Source organism: Sodalis sp. RH14, assembly GCF_047324285.1.
In the GTDB taxonomy this organism is placed as follows: Bacteria; Pseudomonadota; Gammaproteobacteria; order Enterobacterales; family Enterobacteriaceae; genus Acerihabitans.
Genome location: NZ_CP178739.1, coordinates 1,783,512 through 1,798,024 on the forward strand (window position 1 = coordinate 1,783,512; position 14,513 = coordinate 1,798,024).

Here is a 14,513-nt window from a genome sequence, read left to right on the forward strand (position 1 = left end):
TGGCCGGGACGGAACCCGGTGGAAAGGGTCGGAAGCCGTATCCCGGCACGCGCCCGCGCCGGGACGTAAAGAAACTACGCCAGCAGATGTTTATCGAGCATGGCGCCCACGGTGTATTTCGGATCCACCATATTGCCCAGGCGGACTTTGCCGCACTGGCTGAGCAGCATATAGGCGTCCCACTGCTCGAAGCCGAAATCTTCCACCAGCCAATAGATAAGGTCGCGATAGGCGATGCGGGTGGCGTCTTCCAGCGGGCGGGCGCTGCCGATGCTCATGATCGAGGTGGCATTTTCCATGCGCGGCCACGCCAGCCGCCAGCCTTTGATAAGATCGACCCGGATGGTGGTTACCGAGGCGTATTCCACCGCGGTGCCGCAGATTTCGCCGTCGCCCTGACAGGCGTGGGCATCGCCGATAAACAGGCGTCCGCCCGGCGAGCGTACCGGCAGATAGGTAATGCTGCCCGGACCGATATCCGGCACATCCATATTGCCGCCATGATTATCCGGCGTCAGCGAGTTGATGGAGTCGATTTCAGGCGAAACGCTCAGCGTGCCGATATGCGGTTTATAGGGCAGGGTGTGGCGTTGGCTCCAGTAGACTTTTTCCCCGTCGAGCTTGATCATGCGCACTTTTTCCGGCAGGGGATCGTTGAGCATGGCGGTAAGATCGGTGCCGGTCAGCCCGCCGAAATGCGGGATCATGGCGCAGATGCCATACGGGTTGGCGCCGCGCGGCAGCATGGATTCGATATGCACCGCCAGCACATCGCCTTTCTCCGCCCCGCTGACCATGATCGGGCCGTTTTGCGGATTCAGAAACGGCATCTTCAGCAGTTGGCTGGGGATATCCTGCTCCGAGCTGATGGCGCCCTCAAAGGCATCGCGCGTATCGACAATCACCCGATCGCCCGGTTCTATGGTCAGCACCGGCGTGGAATAAGGTCCGATAGTGTAGTGAAATTCTTTCTGCATCTCTTCCGTCAGATGATGTGTGACGGGCGTGCGGCCGGAACCGACGCCGCGTTGGTACATAATTGAATCGTCAAGCCATTTCATCAGGTCGTCCTCTTCTCAATCATAATGGGCCCGGCGCGGGCCGTCGGGGTTAAAGCGCCAGGTGGCGCCGCATGATCTGGTCATCGCAGAGCTGGGATTTATCCAGCGTGTCGACCACCCGGCCTTTATCCATCACGCAGCAGCGCCGGGCCGCCCGCTGGATCATGGCGATATCCTGTTCCACCAGGATCACCGCCACCCGCAGTTCCTGCGCGATGCGCAGCAGCGTGTCGGCGATGATATGGACAATCGAGGGCTGTACGCCCTCTGAAGGCTCGTCGAGCAGCAGCACTTTCGGCGCGCCGACCAGGGCGCGCGCAATCGCCAACTGCTGCTGCTCGCCGCCGCTCATGGTGCCCGCTTTCTGCCGCAGCCGCTGGCGCAGGATCGGAAAGTAATCCAGCACCTGCTCCAGCAGGCCATCGGCCAGCTCGCGGTGCTCGCGCACGAACTGCATGCCGACGCGCAGATTTTCCGCCACCGTCAGGCCGGCGAAAACCTCGCGCCCCTGCGGCACATAGCCGATGCCCAGCCTGGCCCGACGCTGGGGGGCGGCGGCGGTGATATCCGTTTCCCCCAGGAATATGCTGCCCTGGCTGAGCGGCATCAGCCCTATCAGCGCGCGCATCAGCGTCGTTTTACCCACACCATTGCGCCCGATAATGCCCAGCACCTCCGCCGGGTAAAGCGATAAACTCGCACCGTTCAACACCAGGCTGCCGCCGTAGCCGCCGCTGACCTGGTTGACTTGCAAAAGGACGTCATTCATCCGGCTTTCCCCAAATAGATATCCGCGACATCGTCGCGCGCCAGCACCGCCGCGGCGTCGCCGTCGGCGAACACCCTGCCGCCGTGCAGCACGGTCACCCGCGAGGCAATCTGGCGCACAAAGGTCATATCATGTTCCACCACCATCAGCGTCAGCCCGTCCCGCTGCATCTGCTTGATCAGTTCGCCGGTAAGATAGGTCTCCTCGATCGAGAGACCGGCCACCGGTTCATCCAGCATCAGCAGGCGCGGTTGCAGCGACACCGCCATGGCGATTTCCAGCCACTGCTTTTTGCCGTGGGAAAGATTACCCGCCGTCTGGCGGACTTCGGCGGTCAGCTTGAACCGCTCCAGCAGTTCATCCACGCCGGCGGCATTCGGGCGCGCCTCCGGGCGCAGATGGCTTAGCGACAATTGCAGATGCTGCGCCACGGTAAGGTCGGCGAAAATGCCGGGAATCTGGAACTTAATACTCATTCCCATGCGTATGCGCTGGAAGGGGGCCAGCTTATCCAGGCGCCGCCGGAGAAAATGAATCTCGCCGTCGCTTGGGGCGTGCTCGCCGGTCAGCAGTTTAAAAAAGGTGCTTTTACCGGCGCCGTTCGGCCCGATAACACAGCGCACCTCGCCCTGGCGGATTTGCATATCCACGCCGTCGATGACCCGGATGCCGCCGAAGCGTTTGCTTAATCCCCGGCTTTCCAGGATGGGTTCCCGATCCGTTTGGTCCGCCCTATCAAGACTCATCATGCGTCTCCTTATCTCTGCCGGCGGCGCGCGTGATTTTCCCGCCCAGCCAGGGCAGCAGGCCGTTTGGCGCCGCCAGGACCACAAACAGCAGAATGGCGCCCAGCAAAATCATCGCGTATTCGCTGCCGTAGATGGCCAGCCATTGGGACAGCCATACCAACAGGGCGGTTATCACCACGGTGCCGAAAATATTCCTGCGCCCGGCGGTCGCCACCCAGATAACCGGCATGGCGGCCGCGGTCAGACCCATCGAAGAGGGGGTGATATACGACCCCCACAAGGTATAAAGCGCGCCGGACAGCCCCGACAACACGCCGCCCAGCACAAACACCAGCAGCTGATAGCGGCGGATGTCTATCCCCAGCATTTCCGCCCGCCGCGGATTTTCGCGTATTGACGCCAGCGTCAGGCCGAAGTTTGAGCGTAGCAGCCCGCGCACCGCGGCATACACCGCGGCCAGCAGCAGCACCACCAGGTAATAAAAGGCATTGTCCTCCAGCGGGATCGACGCGCCGTCAAACCACGGCAGCGCCAGCGGCGGCATGCCGGACATGCCGTTGAAGCCGTTGAGCCGCGCGGTGCCGATAGCCCATTGCGGCCCCGCGGTCTGCGACATAAAGGTTTCCATGACCAGCGTAAACGACAGGGTGACGATGCCGATAAAAATGCCGGTCACGCCGCCGTAAAACATCAGGTAGCCCAGCGCCGCCGCGACGGCGGCGGCCACCGCCAGCGCCACCGCCAGCCCCGCCCAGGTGGAGAGGGCGCCGTCGCCGAAATTCAGCGTCATGACGCCGTAGGTATAGCCGGCCAGTCCGAAGAACGCCGTCTGGCCGAAGGAGAGGATGCCCGCGTGGCCCCACATGGCGGCAAGGCCAATGGCGCAGAATGTCCACAGCAGGAAATAGGAAAAGTCACCGACGGTGGCGCCGTCGACCACCAGCGGCAGCGCTAATGCCGCCGCCAGCACCAGCAGGGCAATCGTTGCGCGCCGGCCGCAAGCCGGTCTTGTCGCGGCGTCGGCCGCGGGGGAGCGGGATAATAAGGTCAAGGTCAGCTCCTATCGGTTGCGGGTAAACAGGCTGCCGACGCCGTTGGGCAGCAGGCGGATAACCAGTACGGCGGTAACCAGCAGGCCGATTTGCCCGGCGAGCTGCCCGTACCATGAATTCAGGCCGGTTTGAATGGCCCCCAGCGCCACCGCTGCAGGAATGGTGCCAACCAGCACATTGGCCCCGCCCACCACCACCGACACGAACGCCTGCACGATAAAACTGCTGCCCATGGTCGGGACGGCGGTCAGCGTCGGCGCGTAAATCGCCCCGGCCAGACCGGCCAGCCCCGCGCCCAGGGCAAAGGTCAGCGTATAGATGCGGTCGGTTTCCAGTCCCAGGCAGGAGGCCATGCGGGCATTCTGGATCGTGGCCCGGGCGCAGACGCCGTAATTGGTATGGAAGAACAGGGCATAAAGCAACAGCAGCACCGCGATGGCGATCAGCGGCAAAATGGCGCGGTAGGTGGCAAAGGAATAGTCGCCGAGCGTAAAGGAGCCGAGCGGGGTGGACAGCCCCTCGAGGGACGGGCCGGCGATCAGCAGCATGGCCTGCTGCACGATCAGGCTGATGGCCCAGGTCGCCACCACCGAATCATGCAGCCGGCCGTAAAGATGGCGCACCACCAGGCGCTCTATTACGCCGCCGGCAAACGCGGCCGCCAGCGTGCCGAGCAGCATCGATACCGGCAGGGGCAGACCGGCCTTGGTCATCAAGATGGTGACATAGGCCCCGCACATGATGAACTCGCCATGCGCGAGGTTAATCACTCCCATCATGCCGAAAATCACCGCCAGCCCCAGCGCCGCCAGCACCAGATAAGCAAAGTTATCGCCGAACTGATAAATCATTGAATAGATAAACGAGAGCGTGAACATCCGCTGGCCATCCTCATCAATAGGAATAACGTCGGGGAAGGCCGCGTCCCGCGGCGATTTCCCCGTTACAGTCCCGCGTTACGCCTTGGGCGGATTGGACGGGGTGTACTGGCTGGCGTCGGGTTTCACCGGCAGGTTGCAGCCCGCGTCCCCCAGCCAGTAAGGCTTGATATCGTTCCATACCTTCGGGATTTCGATGGAGTGATCGGCCTTCACATGCGCCAGGTAGATGGTATGGCTCAGATGGTGGCTCTTTGGATCGATGCAGACTTTGCCGGAAGGACCGTCGGTACAAATATCGCCGCTTTCCAGCGCCTTGCGCACCGCCGTCATATCGGTGCCGCCGGCTTTTTCCACCGCGGCCTTGTAGAGGTAAACGGCATCGTAGGCGTTGGCGGCCTCCTGATTGATATAAGGCTCGTTCGGGTATTTGGCGTGGAAGCGTTTTTTGAAATCGTTACTGGCGGGGCTGTCGACTTCCTCGATATAGTTGGCGGTGACATACATATCCTTCAGCGCCGGCGCTTTAAACCTCTTGTGTTCGTAAGCCTGGCCGACGTTCACCGAGCTGCCCATCGGCAGGTTGAGTTTGGCCGCCGCCGCCTGCTCGTAATAGGAGGATTGGTTGGCGCCGACCAGCAGCGTCATCACAAAGTCCGGCTTGGCTTTCTGGATGTTCTGGATGGTCTGGCCGAACTGCGATACGCTCAGCGGAATAAACTCTTCGCCCACCATGGTGCCGCCGTTTTCCTTAACGATCTTGCGCACCCATTCGGCGGAGATCTGCCCGAAATTATAGTCCGCCGCGATGGTGTACACTTTTTTGCCGTACTTCTCCATCATCCAGGGGATCAGGGTCGAGAACTGCTGTTCAGGCACCGCGCCGGTGACGAAGACGTTGCTGTCGCATACGCCGCCCTCGTACTGGTTGTTGTACCAGTAGAGCTGTTTTTCGCGGTCCATGATCGGCCTGATGGCTTCACGCGAGGCGCTGGAGAACGCGCCGAAAATCACATCCACCTTGTCGTTTTTAATCAGGCGGCGCGCCATTTGCTGAAAGCGCGTATTGTCCGATTGGGTGTCATATTTCACCAGTTCAACCGGGCGTCCCATGATACCGCCCTTGGCGTTGATTTCTTCCACCGCCAGCTCCGTGGCGTGGATCTTAGGAATAACGGGCAGGGCGAAGTTGCCCGACGCGTCTTCCAGCAAGCCGATTTTAATCGCTTTTTCCGCGGCGCCCGCCACACCCGGGCAGGTTATGGCCAATGCGGCCGCCAAGGCGAGTGAAAGCGTAGCGTAGTGACATTTCATTCTGGACATAGTTACCCCGGGCGTTGAAGGTCTGAAAAAAAAGCAAAAAAAAACCCAGCAACGTCACATGACATTGCAGGGCTCTATTGCCATAACCACAAGCCGACATCGTTGGCGTTCTTGCGGATAAGTCAGGCTCACTATAAGAAGGAAAATATGGCGTTGTCAACGCCGTTTTTTCAATAAAAAACAAGGGGTAAAATTATCTCTCCCTGCACCGCGACAGGGATGGCGCTGCACGGAAACCGCGCATTTTTCTCCCTATGTCCCGGCGCGCCTAACCTACTGGCGCCACAGGTAAAACCCGCCGCCGCCGCCAGGACGGCGCGCCGCGGTCGCCGCGGGCGCGGGCGGGGATGTTAATACCTTGCACCGTTATGGCGATTTTTGCTCCCGGACGCCGGCCCGCCGCCGGCTTAAGCCGGCCACAGGCGGCAAGCATTAACATTTCCTCAACATCTTTACATAGCTTGACAGTAAGGCAAAATGGTAAAGTCGCTCTATACTTTTGACCTATAAACTTTTCTTACCGAATCACGCCATTGAACACAAAAACGTCCGCGCTGCTACTGACACCGTTGTTTCTGTTACCGCCGGCGGCGGTATGTTTTGCGCAAGCCGCCGGCACCGGGACACCGGCTGGCGCCCCGAACGGCGGCGCGACCGCCGCTTCGCCGTCCTCGACGCTGATGGTGGTGAAACCGCGCAGCGGCCTGTCCGAGCTGTATACCCCGGCGGCGGTCAGCGTCGTCGACGGCCAGGATTTGCGCAACGGCAGCCCGCAGGTGAACCTGTCGGAAGGACTGGGCAGCGTGCCTGGCCTGCAAATCCAGAACCGGCAAAACTATGCGCAGGATCTGCAGCTGTCGGTGCGCGGCTTCGGCAGCCGTTCGATGTACGGCGTGCGCGGGGTGCGGATTTATGTGGACGGCATTCCGGCCACCATGCCGGACGGGCAGGGACAGACCTCGAATATCGATCTTAACTCGGTGGATAAGGTGGAGGTGCTGCGCGGCCCGTATTCGGCGCTGTATGGCAACGCATCCGGCGGCGTGGTGAATATCGATACCCAGACCGGCGCCCAGCCGGCGACGCTTGAGGCCGGCACCTACTACGGCAGCTACGGCACCTGGCGCAACAGCGTCAAGGCCACCGGCGCCACCGGCGACGGCACCCAGGCCGGGGACGTGAACTACGCGGTATCCGCCTCGCGCTTTACCACCCACGGCTTTCGCGATCACAGCGCCACGCAGAAAAACCTGGGCAACGCCAAGTTGGGCGTGCGCCTGGATGACGTCAGCACGCTGACGCTGATGTTTAACAGCGTGTCCGTGGACGCCGGCGATCCGGGCGGCCTGACGGCGGACGAATGGCATGACAACCCGCGCCAGTCGCCGCGCGCGGACCAGTACAACACCCGCAAGACCCTGGACCAGACCCAGGCGGGGCTGCGCTATCAGCGCGAGATGGGCGCCAATGACGAATTGACCATGCTGGCGTACCATGGCGAGCGCCATACCACCCAGTACCAGTCCATTCCCCTGTCGGCGCAGCTCAACCCCAACCATGCCGGCGGCGTTATCGTGCTGGAACGTAAATACCAGGGCATAGACACGCGCTGGCGCCACCAGGATAACCTGGGGCCGGTACCGGTCACGCTTACCGGCGGGCTGGATTATGAAACCATGACCGAGCGGCGCCAGGGGTTCGAAAACTATCTTGCCCGGGACGACGGCATCACCTACGGGGAAAAGGGCGCCCTGCGGCGCAACGAGAAAAACCGTATGTGGAATCTCGATCCCTACCTGCAAACCACCTGGAACCTGACCCCGCGCTGGACGCTGGACGCCGGGCTGCGCTACAGCACGGTCAGCTTTGATTCCCGCGATTACTACATCACCGGCGCCAACGGCGACGACAGCGGCAGCGCCCGCTATCATCGCCTGCTGCCGATGGGCTCGCTGAATTATGCCGTCAACCCCGCCTGGAACCTGTATTTCTCTGCCGGGCGCGGTTTTGAAACGCCCACCATTAATGAACTCTCCTACCGCCCCGACGGCCAGCCGGGCCTGAACACCGCGCTAAAGCCCGCCACCAGCGATACGTTTGAACTGGGCAGTAAGACGCGTATCGGCTACGGCTTGCTGACCGCCGCCGTGTTCCAGACCAATACCGACCACGAACTGGTGGTCGCCGAGAGCACCGGCGGGCGCACCAGCTACGCCAATGCCGGCAAAACCCGCCGCCGCGGCCTGGAGCTGGCGCTGGATCAGCAGTTTGCGCTGGACTGGCGGCTGAAAATGGCATGGACGCTGCTGGACGCCACCTACCGCAACGCCACCTGCGCGTCCGACAGCTGCACGCCGGATGAACGGGTGCCGGCGGGCAATCGCCTGCCGGGCATCGCCCGCAATATGGGTTATGCCGCGCTGGAATGGCGGCCCGAGGCGGGGTGGCATGCGGGGGCCGAGGTGCGTTATATGAGCGCTATCCAGGCCGATGACCAGAACAGCGCCCAGGCGCCGTCCTATACGGTCGCCAGCCTGAATACCGGCTACCGGGTGAACTGGCGTAAATGGTCGCTGGATGTGTTTGGCCGGGTGGATAACCTGTTCGATCGCCGCTACGTCGGCTCGGTGATCGTCAATGAAGGCAACGGGCGCTATTTCGAGCCGGCCGAGGGCCGCAACTGGGGCGGCGGCGCGACCCTAAGCTACGTTTTTGAATAATCATGGCATAACAAGAGCTATTTGACCTATCTAGCTTAATCTTTACATCATCGACATGACATTTTGGTAAGGTGCATCCTATGCAAAAACAGACAGTGTTATCACGGACACTCGTCATACTGACGGCATTATTCGCCGCGCTGAGCGGCCTCTACCTGCTGATCGGCGGCGTTTGGCTGGCCACGCTTCACGGCTCGCCGTATTACATCATCGCCGGCCTGGCGATGCTGCTTACCGCCTGGCTGCTGTACCGGCGCCGCCCCGCGGCGCTGTTGCTGTACGCTATTTTCCTGCTCGGCACCACGGTTTGGGCGCTCTGGGAGGTCGGCACCGATTTCTGGGCGCTGACGCCGCGTCTGGACGTGACGTTCTTTTTCGGCCTGTGGATCGCGCTGCCCTTTATCTACCGCCGCCTGGCGGCCAGGGACGCGCTGGCGCGCGGCTCCCTGCTGGCCTCGCTGCTGATTACCGTGCTGGTGCTGGTCTACGCGGTCTTTAACGACCCGCAGGAAATCAACGGTACCCTGAGCGCCGACCAGACGGCGTCCTCCGCCCAAAGCGCCAACGGTATCGCCAACGGCGACTGGCCCGCCTATGGCCGCACCCAGGAAGGGACGCGCTATTCGCCGCTCAACCAGATCAATGATAAAAACGTCGGCCAGCTGAAGGAGGCCTGGACGTTTCGCACCGGGGATATGAAAACCGCCGCCGATCCGGCGGAGCTGACCGATGAAGTGACGCCGATTAAAATCGGCGATCTGCTTTACCTGTGTACGCCGCACCAGAAGCTGTTTGCCCTGGACGCCGCCACCGGCAAAGAGAGATGGCGCTTCGACCCGCAGCTGAAAACCGATCCGTCGTTCCAGCATGTCACCTGCCGCGGCGTGTCCTACCATGAAACGCCGGATGCGGCGCAGGCCAACGCCGCGGGCCAGCAGCCGGCGCTTTGCGCCCGCCGCATCTTGCTGCCGGTCAACGACGGCCATCTGTATGCGCTGGATGCCCAGAGCGGCAAACTCTGTCCGGATTTCGCCGACAACGGCAAGCTGAACCTGCAAAACAATATGCCGTTTCCCAAAGCCGGCGGCTACGAGCCTACCTCGCCGCCGATCGTCACCGGTAATGTGATCGTGATTGCCGGCGCGGTGACCGATAACTATTCCACCCGCGAGCCGTCAGGGGTGATCCGCGGTTTTGACGTTAACAGCGGCAAGCTGCTGTGGGCGTTTGATCCCGGCAGCAAGGACCCCAACATCATTCCGGAAGGCGCGCAGCTCTATACCCCGAACTCGCCCAATTCCTGGGCCCCGGCCGCCTATGATGCCAAGCTGGATTTAGTCTATCTGCCGATTGGCGTCGCCACGCCCGATATCTGGGGCGGCAACCGTACGCCGGAAATGGAGCGGTTTGCCAGCGGCCTGCTGGCGCTGAACGCCACCACCGGCAAACTGGCCTGGTTCTACCAGACCGTGCATCACGATCTGTGGGATATGGACGTGCCGGCGCAGCCGACCCTGGCGGATATCACCGATGAAGGCGGCAATAAGATACCGGTAATTTATGTGCCGGCGAAAACCGGCAATATTTTTGTGCTGGATCGCCGTACCGGCAAAACGGTGGTGCCGGCGCCGGAAACCCCGGTGCCGCAGGGCCCGGCCAAAGGCGATCGCCTGTCGCCCACCCAGCCGTTCTCGGAATTGACCTACCGTCCCAAGCAAAACCTGAGCGGCAAGGATATGTGGGGCGCCACCATCTACGATCAGCTGATCTGCCGCGTGATGTTTCACCAACTGCGCTATGAGGGGCCGTTTACGCCGCCTTCCGAGCAGGGCACCCTGGTGTTCCCCGGCAACCTCGGCATGTTTGAATGGGGCGGTATTTCGGTTGATACCGACCGTCAGATTGCCGTCGCCAACCCGATGGCGCTGCCCTTCGTCTCGAAGCTTATCCCGCGCGGTCCGGGCAATCCGATGGAGCCGGATGAGGCCAAGGGGGGGACGGGTTCCGAAGTCGGCATCCAGCCGCAATACGGCGTTCCTTACGGCGTGACGCTGAACCCCTTCCTCTCGCCGCTGGGTTTCCCCTGCAAACAGCCGGCGTGGGGATATATCTCCGCCCTGGACCTGAAGACCAATGAGGTTGTCTGGAAAAAACGCATCGGCACCGTACGCGACAGCTCGCCGCTGCCGCTGCCGTTCAAAATGGGCATGCCGATGCTGGGCGGCCCTATTTCCACCGCCGGCAATGTCGCCTTTATCGCCGCCACGGCGGATAACTACCTGCGCGCGTTTAACGTGGCCAATGGCCAGGCGCTATGGGAAGCGCGCCTGCCGGCGGGCGGCCAGGCCACGCCGATGACCTATGAGGTCAACGGCAGGCAGTACGTGGTGATCGCCGCCGGCGGCCACGGTTCATTCGGCACCAAGCTTGGCGATTATCTTATCGCCTATGCCTTGCCGGACGCGAAATAATATCCTCCGGGGGCCGGCTATTATATTAATAGCCGGCCCCCGCGCCGCAATGGCCCGTCATCGCTAAATAATGGTGGACCCCTGAGTATATTCTTAATAAACCCCGCCGCCGCTTTCATTATTTCCCGCCAGCGCAAGGCTATTATTTATTGCCGCAATGTTATTGATTTGTAATAATAAATATTAAAACCATTATTTAATGCCGCGTTAAGGATAAATAAGCCCATCGGCTGAAATAATAATAAAGTTTTTGCACCTCGGGCCGATTGAGCTGAAGCCCCCGCGTCTATTTATCCGCCTATTAATGAGGTGCAGATGAGAATTAACAATCCCGTTACTCTCAGTGAGTATAAGATTGACAGTGAAACAACATTACAATCCGCAACCGATCTCCAGGGTACTATTTTTTATGCCAATGCGGCGTTTGTCAGCGCGTCTGGATACCACTATCAGGATTTAGTTAATCAGCCTCATAATATTGTCCGCCACCCCGATATGCCGCCTGCGGCGTTTGCCGATATGTGGCATACGCTGCGGGCGGGGCATTCCTGGTCGGCGCTGGTCAAAAACCGCCGTAAGAACGGCGACTTCTATTGGGTACGCGCCAATGCGACGCCGACGGGCCATAACGGCCAGACCACGGGGTATCTCTCGGTGCGCATCGCCCCGACCGCCGAGGAGGTCAGACAGGCGTCGGCCTTATATCAGGATATGAATTCCGGCAAGGCCGGTCGCCGCCGCCTGGCGCTGTACCGGGGACTGCTGGTGCGCACCGGTTGGCTCGCGCCGCTGTCGCTGCTGCAAAAAATGCCCCTGCGCTGGCGTTTACGCCTTGCGCTGCTGATGGCCGCCGCGCTGCCCGCGGTGGGCGCCGGCGTGTTCGCGCTCGGACCGGCGGCGCTTGGCGCCGTCACCCTGGGCGGATTGGCGGTGACCTCCGGCTGGCTGCACCGGCAGGTGGGAAAACCCATTGCCGTCATCCTGGCGCAGGCGCAAAGACTGTCGTCCTGCCAGAGAGGGGAATATGTCTATTTCAACCGGGTCGATGAAATCGGCTACCTGCTGCGCAGCGTTAACCAGATGGGCCTGAACCTGCGCTCCCTGACGGACGACGTCAGCGGCCAGATCAAGGATATCAGCAACGCCAGCGGTGAAATCGCCGCGGGGAACCGGCAGTTGAAAGTGCGTACGGAGCAGGCGGGCGATAACCTGCAGCAGATTATCAGCGCCACCGAGCAGCTGATGGCGAGCGTCGGCAACAGCGCCGACAGCGTTAATGAAACCCGGTCGCTGGCGGCAATGAGCAGCAGCGCCGCCGAAGAGGGCCGGGAAAGGATGACCGAGGTCATCAGTACCATGGGCGCCATCAGCGATTCCAGCCGCCGCATCGTCGATATTATCGCCGTTATCGAAGGGATTGCGTTCCAGACCAATATCCTGGCGCTTAACGCCGCGGTGGAAGCGGCCCGCGCCGGCGAGCAGGGCCGCGGGTTTGCGGTGGTGGCCGGCGAGGTCCGCCTGCTGGCGCAGCGATCGTCCATGGCGGCCAGGGAAATCAAGGATCTGATTGAAACCAGCGTGGAGCGGATAACGGACGGGAGCAAACTGGTGCAAAACGCCGGCGACACCATGGATAATATCGTCCAGCAGGCGGGCCAGGTGGCGAGCCTTATCGGCGAGATCAGCACCTCCTCGCAAGAACAGACCATGGCCCTGACCCTGATAAGCCAGTCCATCGGCCAATTGGACCAGACCACGCAGCAAAACGCGGCCATGGTGGAGCAATATGCCCAATCCGCTGAAGAATTGTCCCATAGCACGGTACGCCTGGCGGCGGCGGTAAACGTCTATCGCCCCCATCAGGAACCGCGCGCGGCGTCGCCTTCCCTTGCGCGCGGCGGGTCCTGACGCCGCCGTTTTCCGCGCCGGCGCGGCGGCGGCCGGGCCACCGGCGCTGTTGCTAACCGCTTGATTAATTCGCCGCCGCCAGCGATATTGTTAGCGGTGGCGGCGGGTCTTCCCGCCGCCGCCACGTTTGGCGTTGCCGCTTTCGGTAGCGTCGCTATTGCGCCGGGCAAATTTATAACGCTGTTTTAGCAAACAATCGCTTATTAAACTCCCCGCATTAACCGGCCCGGCCGGGGGCATGTCCTTCGGCCGGATCAGTCTGTTCATTACCGGATAACAGGATTGGCCATGCATTCTTCCGCTTCCGCCAGCTCGGACTCGCTGCTGCGGCATCCGTCTTTTGTCGCATTCTGGCTGGCCCGCACCGGCTCCGCCTTCGGTTTCCAGATGCTGTCCATCGTGGTGAGCTGGCAAATCTATACCATGACCGGACGCGCGTTTGACCTCGGCCTGATTGGCCTGGCGCAGTTCCTGCCGTCGGTGCTGCTGGCGCTGCCCGCCGGCCATGCTGCCGACCAGTTCGATCGCCGGCGCATCGTATTATTCGGCCAGATAACCGAATGGCTGGCCATTGCCGCGCTGGCGGCGCTGACCCTGATGCATTATGCCAATGAGCTGGCTATCCTGGGCCTGGTGTTTTTTATCGCCGTGGCCAAAACCATGGAGGCGCCGGCGCTGCAGTCGATGCTGCCGGCGCTGGTGCCGCCGTCGATGCTGGCGCGCGCCATGGCCGCCAATGCCGCCTCCGGCGAGGCCGCGATGATGGTGGGTCCGGCGCTGGGCGGTTTTCTTTATGTCGCCGGGGCCGGTACGGTGTATATCGCCATCGGCGCGCTGTACCTGGTGTCGATCTGGATGGTCGCCCGCCTGCGCTACGAGCAGGCGCCGCCCAAACGCGTACCGGCCAGTTTCGCCACCCTTTTCGCCGGGGTGCGCTTTATCCGCGCCCGCCCCGATGTGCTGGGGGTGATCTCGCTGGACCTGTTCGCCGTGCTGCTGGGCGGCGCCACCGCGCTGCTGCCGATTTTCGCCAAGGATATCCTGCATACCGGCCCCTGGGGCCTGGGGCTGCTGCGCGGCGCGCCGGCGCTGGGCGCGCTGCTGGTCGGTTTCTGGCTGAGCCGCCGGGCGCTTGAGCGGAACGTGGGCATGATCATGTTCCTGTCGGTGGCCGGGTTCGGTATCGCGACCCTGGTGTTTGCGCTGTCCACCGCGCTCTGGCTGTCGCTGCTGGCCTTGTTCGCCCTCGGCGGCTTCGATATGGTGAGCATGGTGATTCGCGGCGCGCTGGTCCAGCTGGATACCCCCGACGCCATGCGCGGCCGGGTCAGCGCGGTCAATTCGATATTTATCAATACCTCCAACCAACTGGGCGAATTCGAGTCCGGCCTGTTGGCGGCATGGCTGGGCGCGGTGCCGGCCGCGGCCCTGGGCGGTATCGGCACCCTGGTGGTGGTGGGACTGTGGATGGCCTGGTTCCCCAATCTGCGCCGGCGCCAGCGGCTGCATAACGAGGAAAGGATGCAGGAAGGGGCCGCCGATACCCTGTAGTGGGCGGGCGGAAAAATAAGTGCGGTGGTCG

At 61.9% G+C, this 14,513-nt stretch carries 10 protein-coding genes; 4 read left to right on the plus strand and 6 right to left on the minus strand.

The window, feature by feature from the left end:
- Positions 1-74: 74 nt before the first annotated feature.
- The 6 genes from ACL2XQ_RS07975 to ACL2XQ_RS08000 all read right to left on the minus strand — a co-directional run bounded on the left by ACL2XQ_RS07975 (position 75) and on the right by ACL2XQ_RS08000 (position 5,832).
- Positions 75-1,061, minus strand: a complete 987-nt coding sequence (locus ACL2XQ_RS07975) for an acetamidase/formamidase family protein (protein WP_410015639.1) — start codon at positions 1,059-1,061, stop codon at positions 75-77.
- Positions 1,062-1,110: 49 nt separating this feature from the next.
- Positions 1,111-1,830 (minus strand): ABC transporter ATP-binding protein, encoded by a 720-nt coding sequence (locus ACL2XQ_RS07980; protein WP_413740226.1) that lies wholly within the window; start codon positions 1,828-1,830, stop codon positions 1,111-1,113.
- Complete coding sequence (locus tag ACL2XQ_RS07985; RefSeq protein ID WP_410016575.1) at positions 1,827-2,576, minus strand: ABC transporter ATP-binding protein; 750 nt, start codon at positions 2,574-2,576, stop codon at positions 1,827-1,829. The genes ACL2XQ_RS07980 and ACL2XQ_RS07985 overlap by 4 nt, the downstream gene beginning before the upstream one ends.
- Positions 2,566-3,561 (minus strand): ABC transporter permease subunit, encoded by a 996-nt coding sequence (locus tag ACL2XQ_RS07990; protein WP_413740510.1) that lies wholly within the window; start codon positions 3,559-3,561, stop codon positions 2,566-2,568. The genes ACL2XQ_RS07985 and ACL2XQ_RS07990 overlap by 11 nt, the downstream gene beginning before the upstream one ends.
- A gap of 78 nt (positions 3,562-3,639) precedes the next feature.
- Positions 3,640-4,509: an ABC transporter permease subunit gene (locus tag ACL2XQ_RS07995; RefSeq protein ID WP_410015637.1), complete on the minus strand. Its 870-nt coding sequence runs from the start codon at positions 4,507-4,509 to the stop codon at positions 3,640-3,642.
- Positions 4,510-4,587: 78 nt separating this feature from the next.
- Entirely contained in the window at positions 4,588-5,832 is a 1,245-nt protein-coding gene (locus tag ACL2XQ_RS08000) for an urea ABC transporter substrate-binding protein (protein ID WP_410015636.1), read from the minus strand.
- A gap of 533 nt (positions 5,833-6,365) precedes the next feature.
- On the opposite strand from ACL2XQ_RS08000, the gene pqqU reads away from it, so the two are divergent.
- The 4 genes from pqqU to ACL2XQ_RS08020 all read left to right on the plus strand — a co-directional run bounded on the left by pqqU (position 6,366) and on the right by ACL2XQ_RS08020 (position 14,482).
- Positions 6,366-8,552, plus strand: a complete 2,187-nt coding sequence (pqqU, locus tag ACL2XQ_RS08005; protein ID WP_413740227.1) for a TonB-dependent receptor PqqU — start codon at positions 6,366-6,368, stop codon at positions 8,550-8,552.
- An 80-nt stretch (positions 8,553-8,632) separates the two neighbouring features.
- The gene (locus tag ACL2XQ_RS08010; protein WP_410015634.1) at positions 8,633-11,023 is read left to right on the plus strand and encodes a glucose/quinate/shikimate family membrane-bound PQQ-dependent dehydrogenase; all 2,391 of its coding nucleotides are present in this window, start codon (positions 8,633-8,635) and stop codon (positions 11,021-11,023) included.
- A gap of 315 nt (positions 11,024-11,338) precedes the next feature.
- Positions 11,339-12,931: a methyl-accepting chemotaxis protein gene (locus tag ACL2XQ_RS08015; protein ID WP_413733078.1), complete on the plus strand. Its 1,593-nt coding sequence runs from the start codon at positions 11,339-11,341 to the stop codon at positions 12,929-12,931.
- 288 nt (positions 12,932-13,219) lie between these two features.
- Complete coding sequence (locus ACL2XQ_RS08020; protein WP_410015632.1) at positions 13,220-14,482, plus strand: MFS transporter; 1,263 nt, start codon at positions 13,220-13,222, stop codon at positions 14,480-14,482.
- Positions 14,483-14,513 lie beyond the last annotated feature (31 nt).

What these genes read in the sequence shown, in the direction of transcription:
- ACL2XQ_RS07975 (WP_410015639.1), bottom strand. Translation starts at nt 1,061, where the DNA reads ATGAAATGGCTTGACGATTCAATTATGTACCAACGCGGCGTCGGTTCC.
- ACL2XQ_RS07980 (WP_413740226.1), bottom strand. Translation starts at nt 1,830, where the DNA reads ATGAATGACGTCCTTTTGCAAGTCAACCAGGTCAGCGGCGGCTACGGC.
- ACL2XQ_RS07985 (WP_410016575.1), bottom strand. Translation starts at nt 2,576, where the DNA reads ATGAGTCTTGATAGGGCGGACCAAACGGATCGGGAACCCATCCTGGAA.
- ACL2XQ_RS07995 (WP_410015637.1), bottom strand. Translation starts at nt 4,509, where the DNA reads ATGTTCACGCTCTCGTTTATCTATTCAATGATTTATCAGTTCGGCGAT.
- ACL2XQ_RS08000 (WP_410015636.1), bottom strand. Translation starts at nt 5,832, where the DNA reads ATGTCCAGAATGAAATGTCACTACGCTACGCTTTCACTCGCCTTGGCG.
- ACL2XQ_RS08010 (WP_410015634.1), top strand. Translation starts at nt 8,633, where the DNA reads ATGCAAAAACAGACAGTGTTATCACGGACACTCGTCATACTGACGGCA.
- ACL2XQ_RS08015 (WP_413733078.1), top strand. Translation starts at nt 11,339, where the DNA reads ATGAGAATTAACAATCCCGTTACTCTCAGTGAGTATAAGATTGACAGT.
- ACL2XQ_RS08020 (WP_410015632.1), top strand. Translation starts at nt 13,220, where the DNA reads ATGCATTCTTCCGCTTCCGCCAGCTCGGACTCGCTGCTGCGGCATCCG.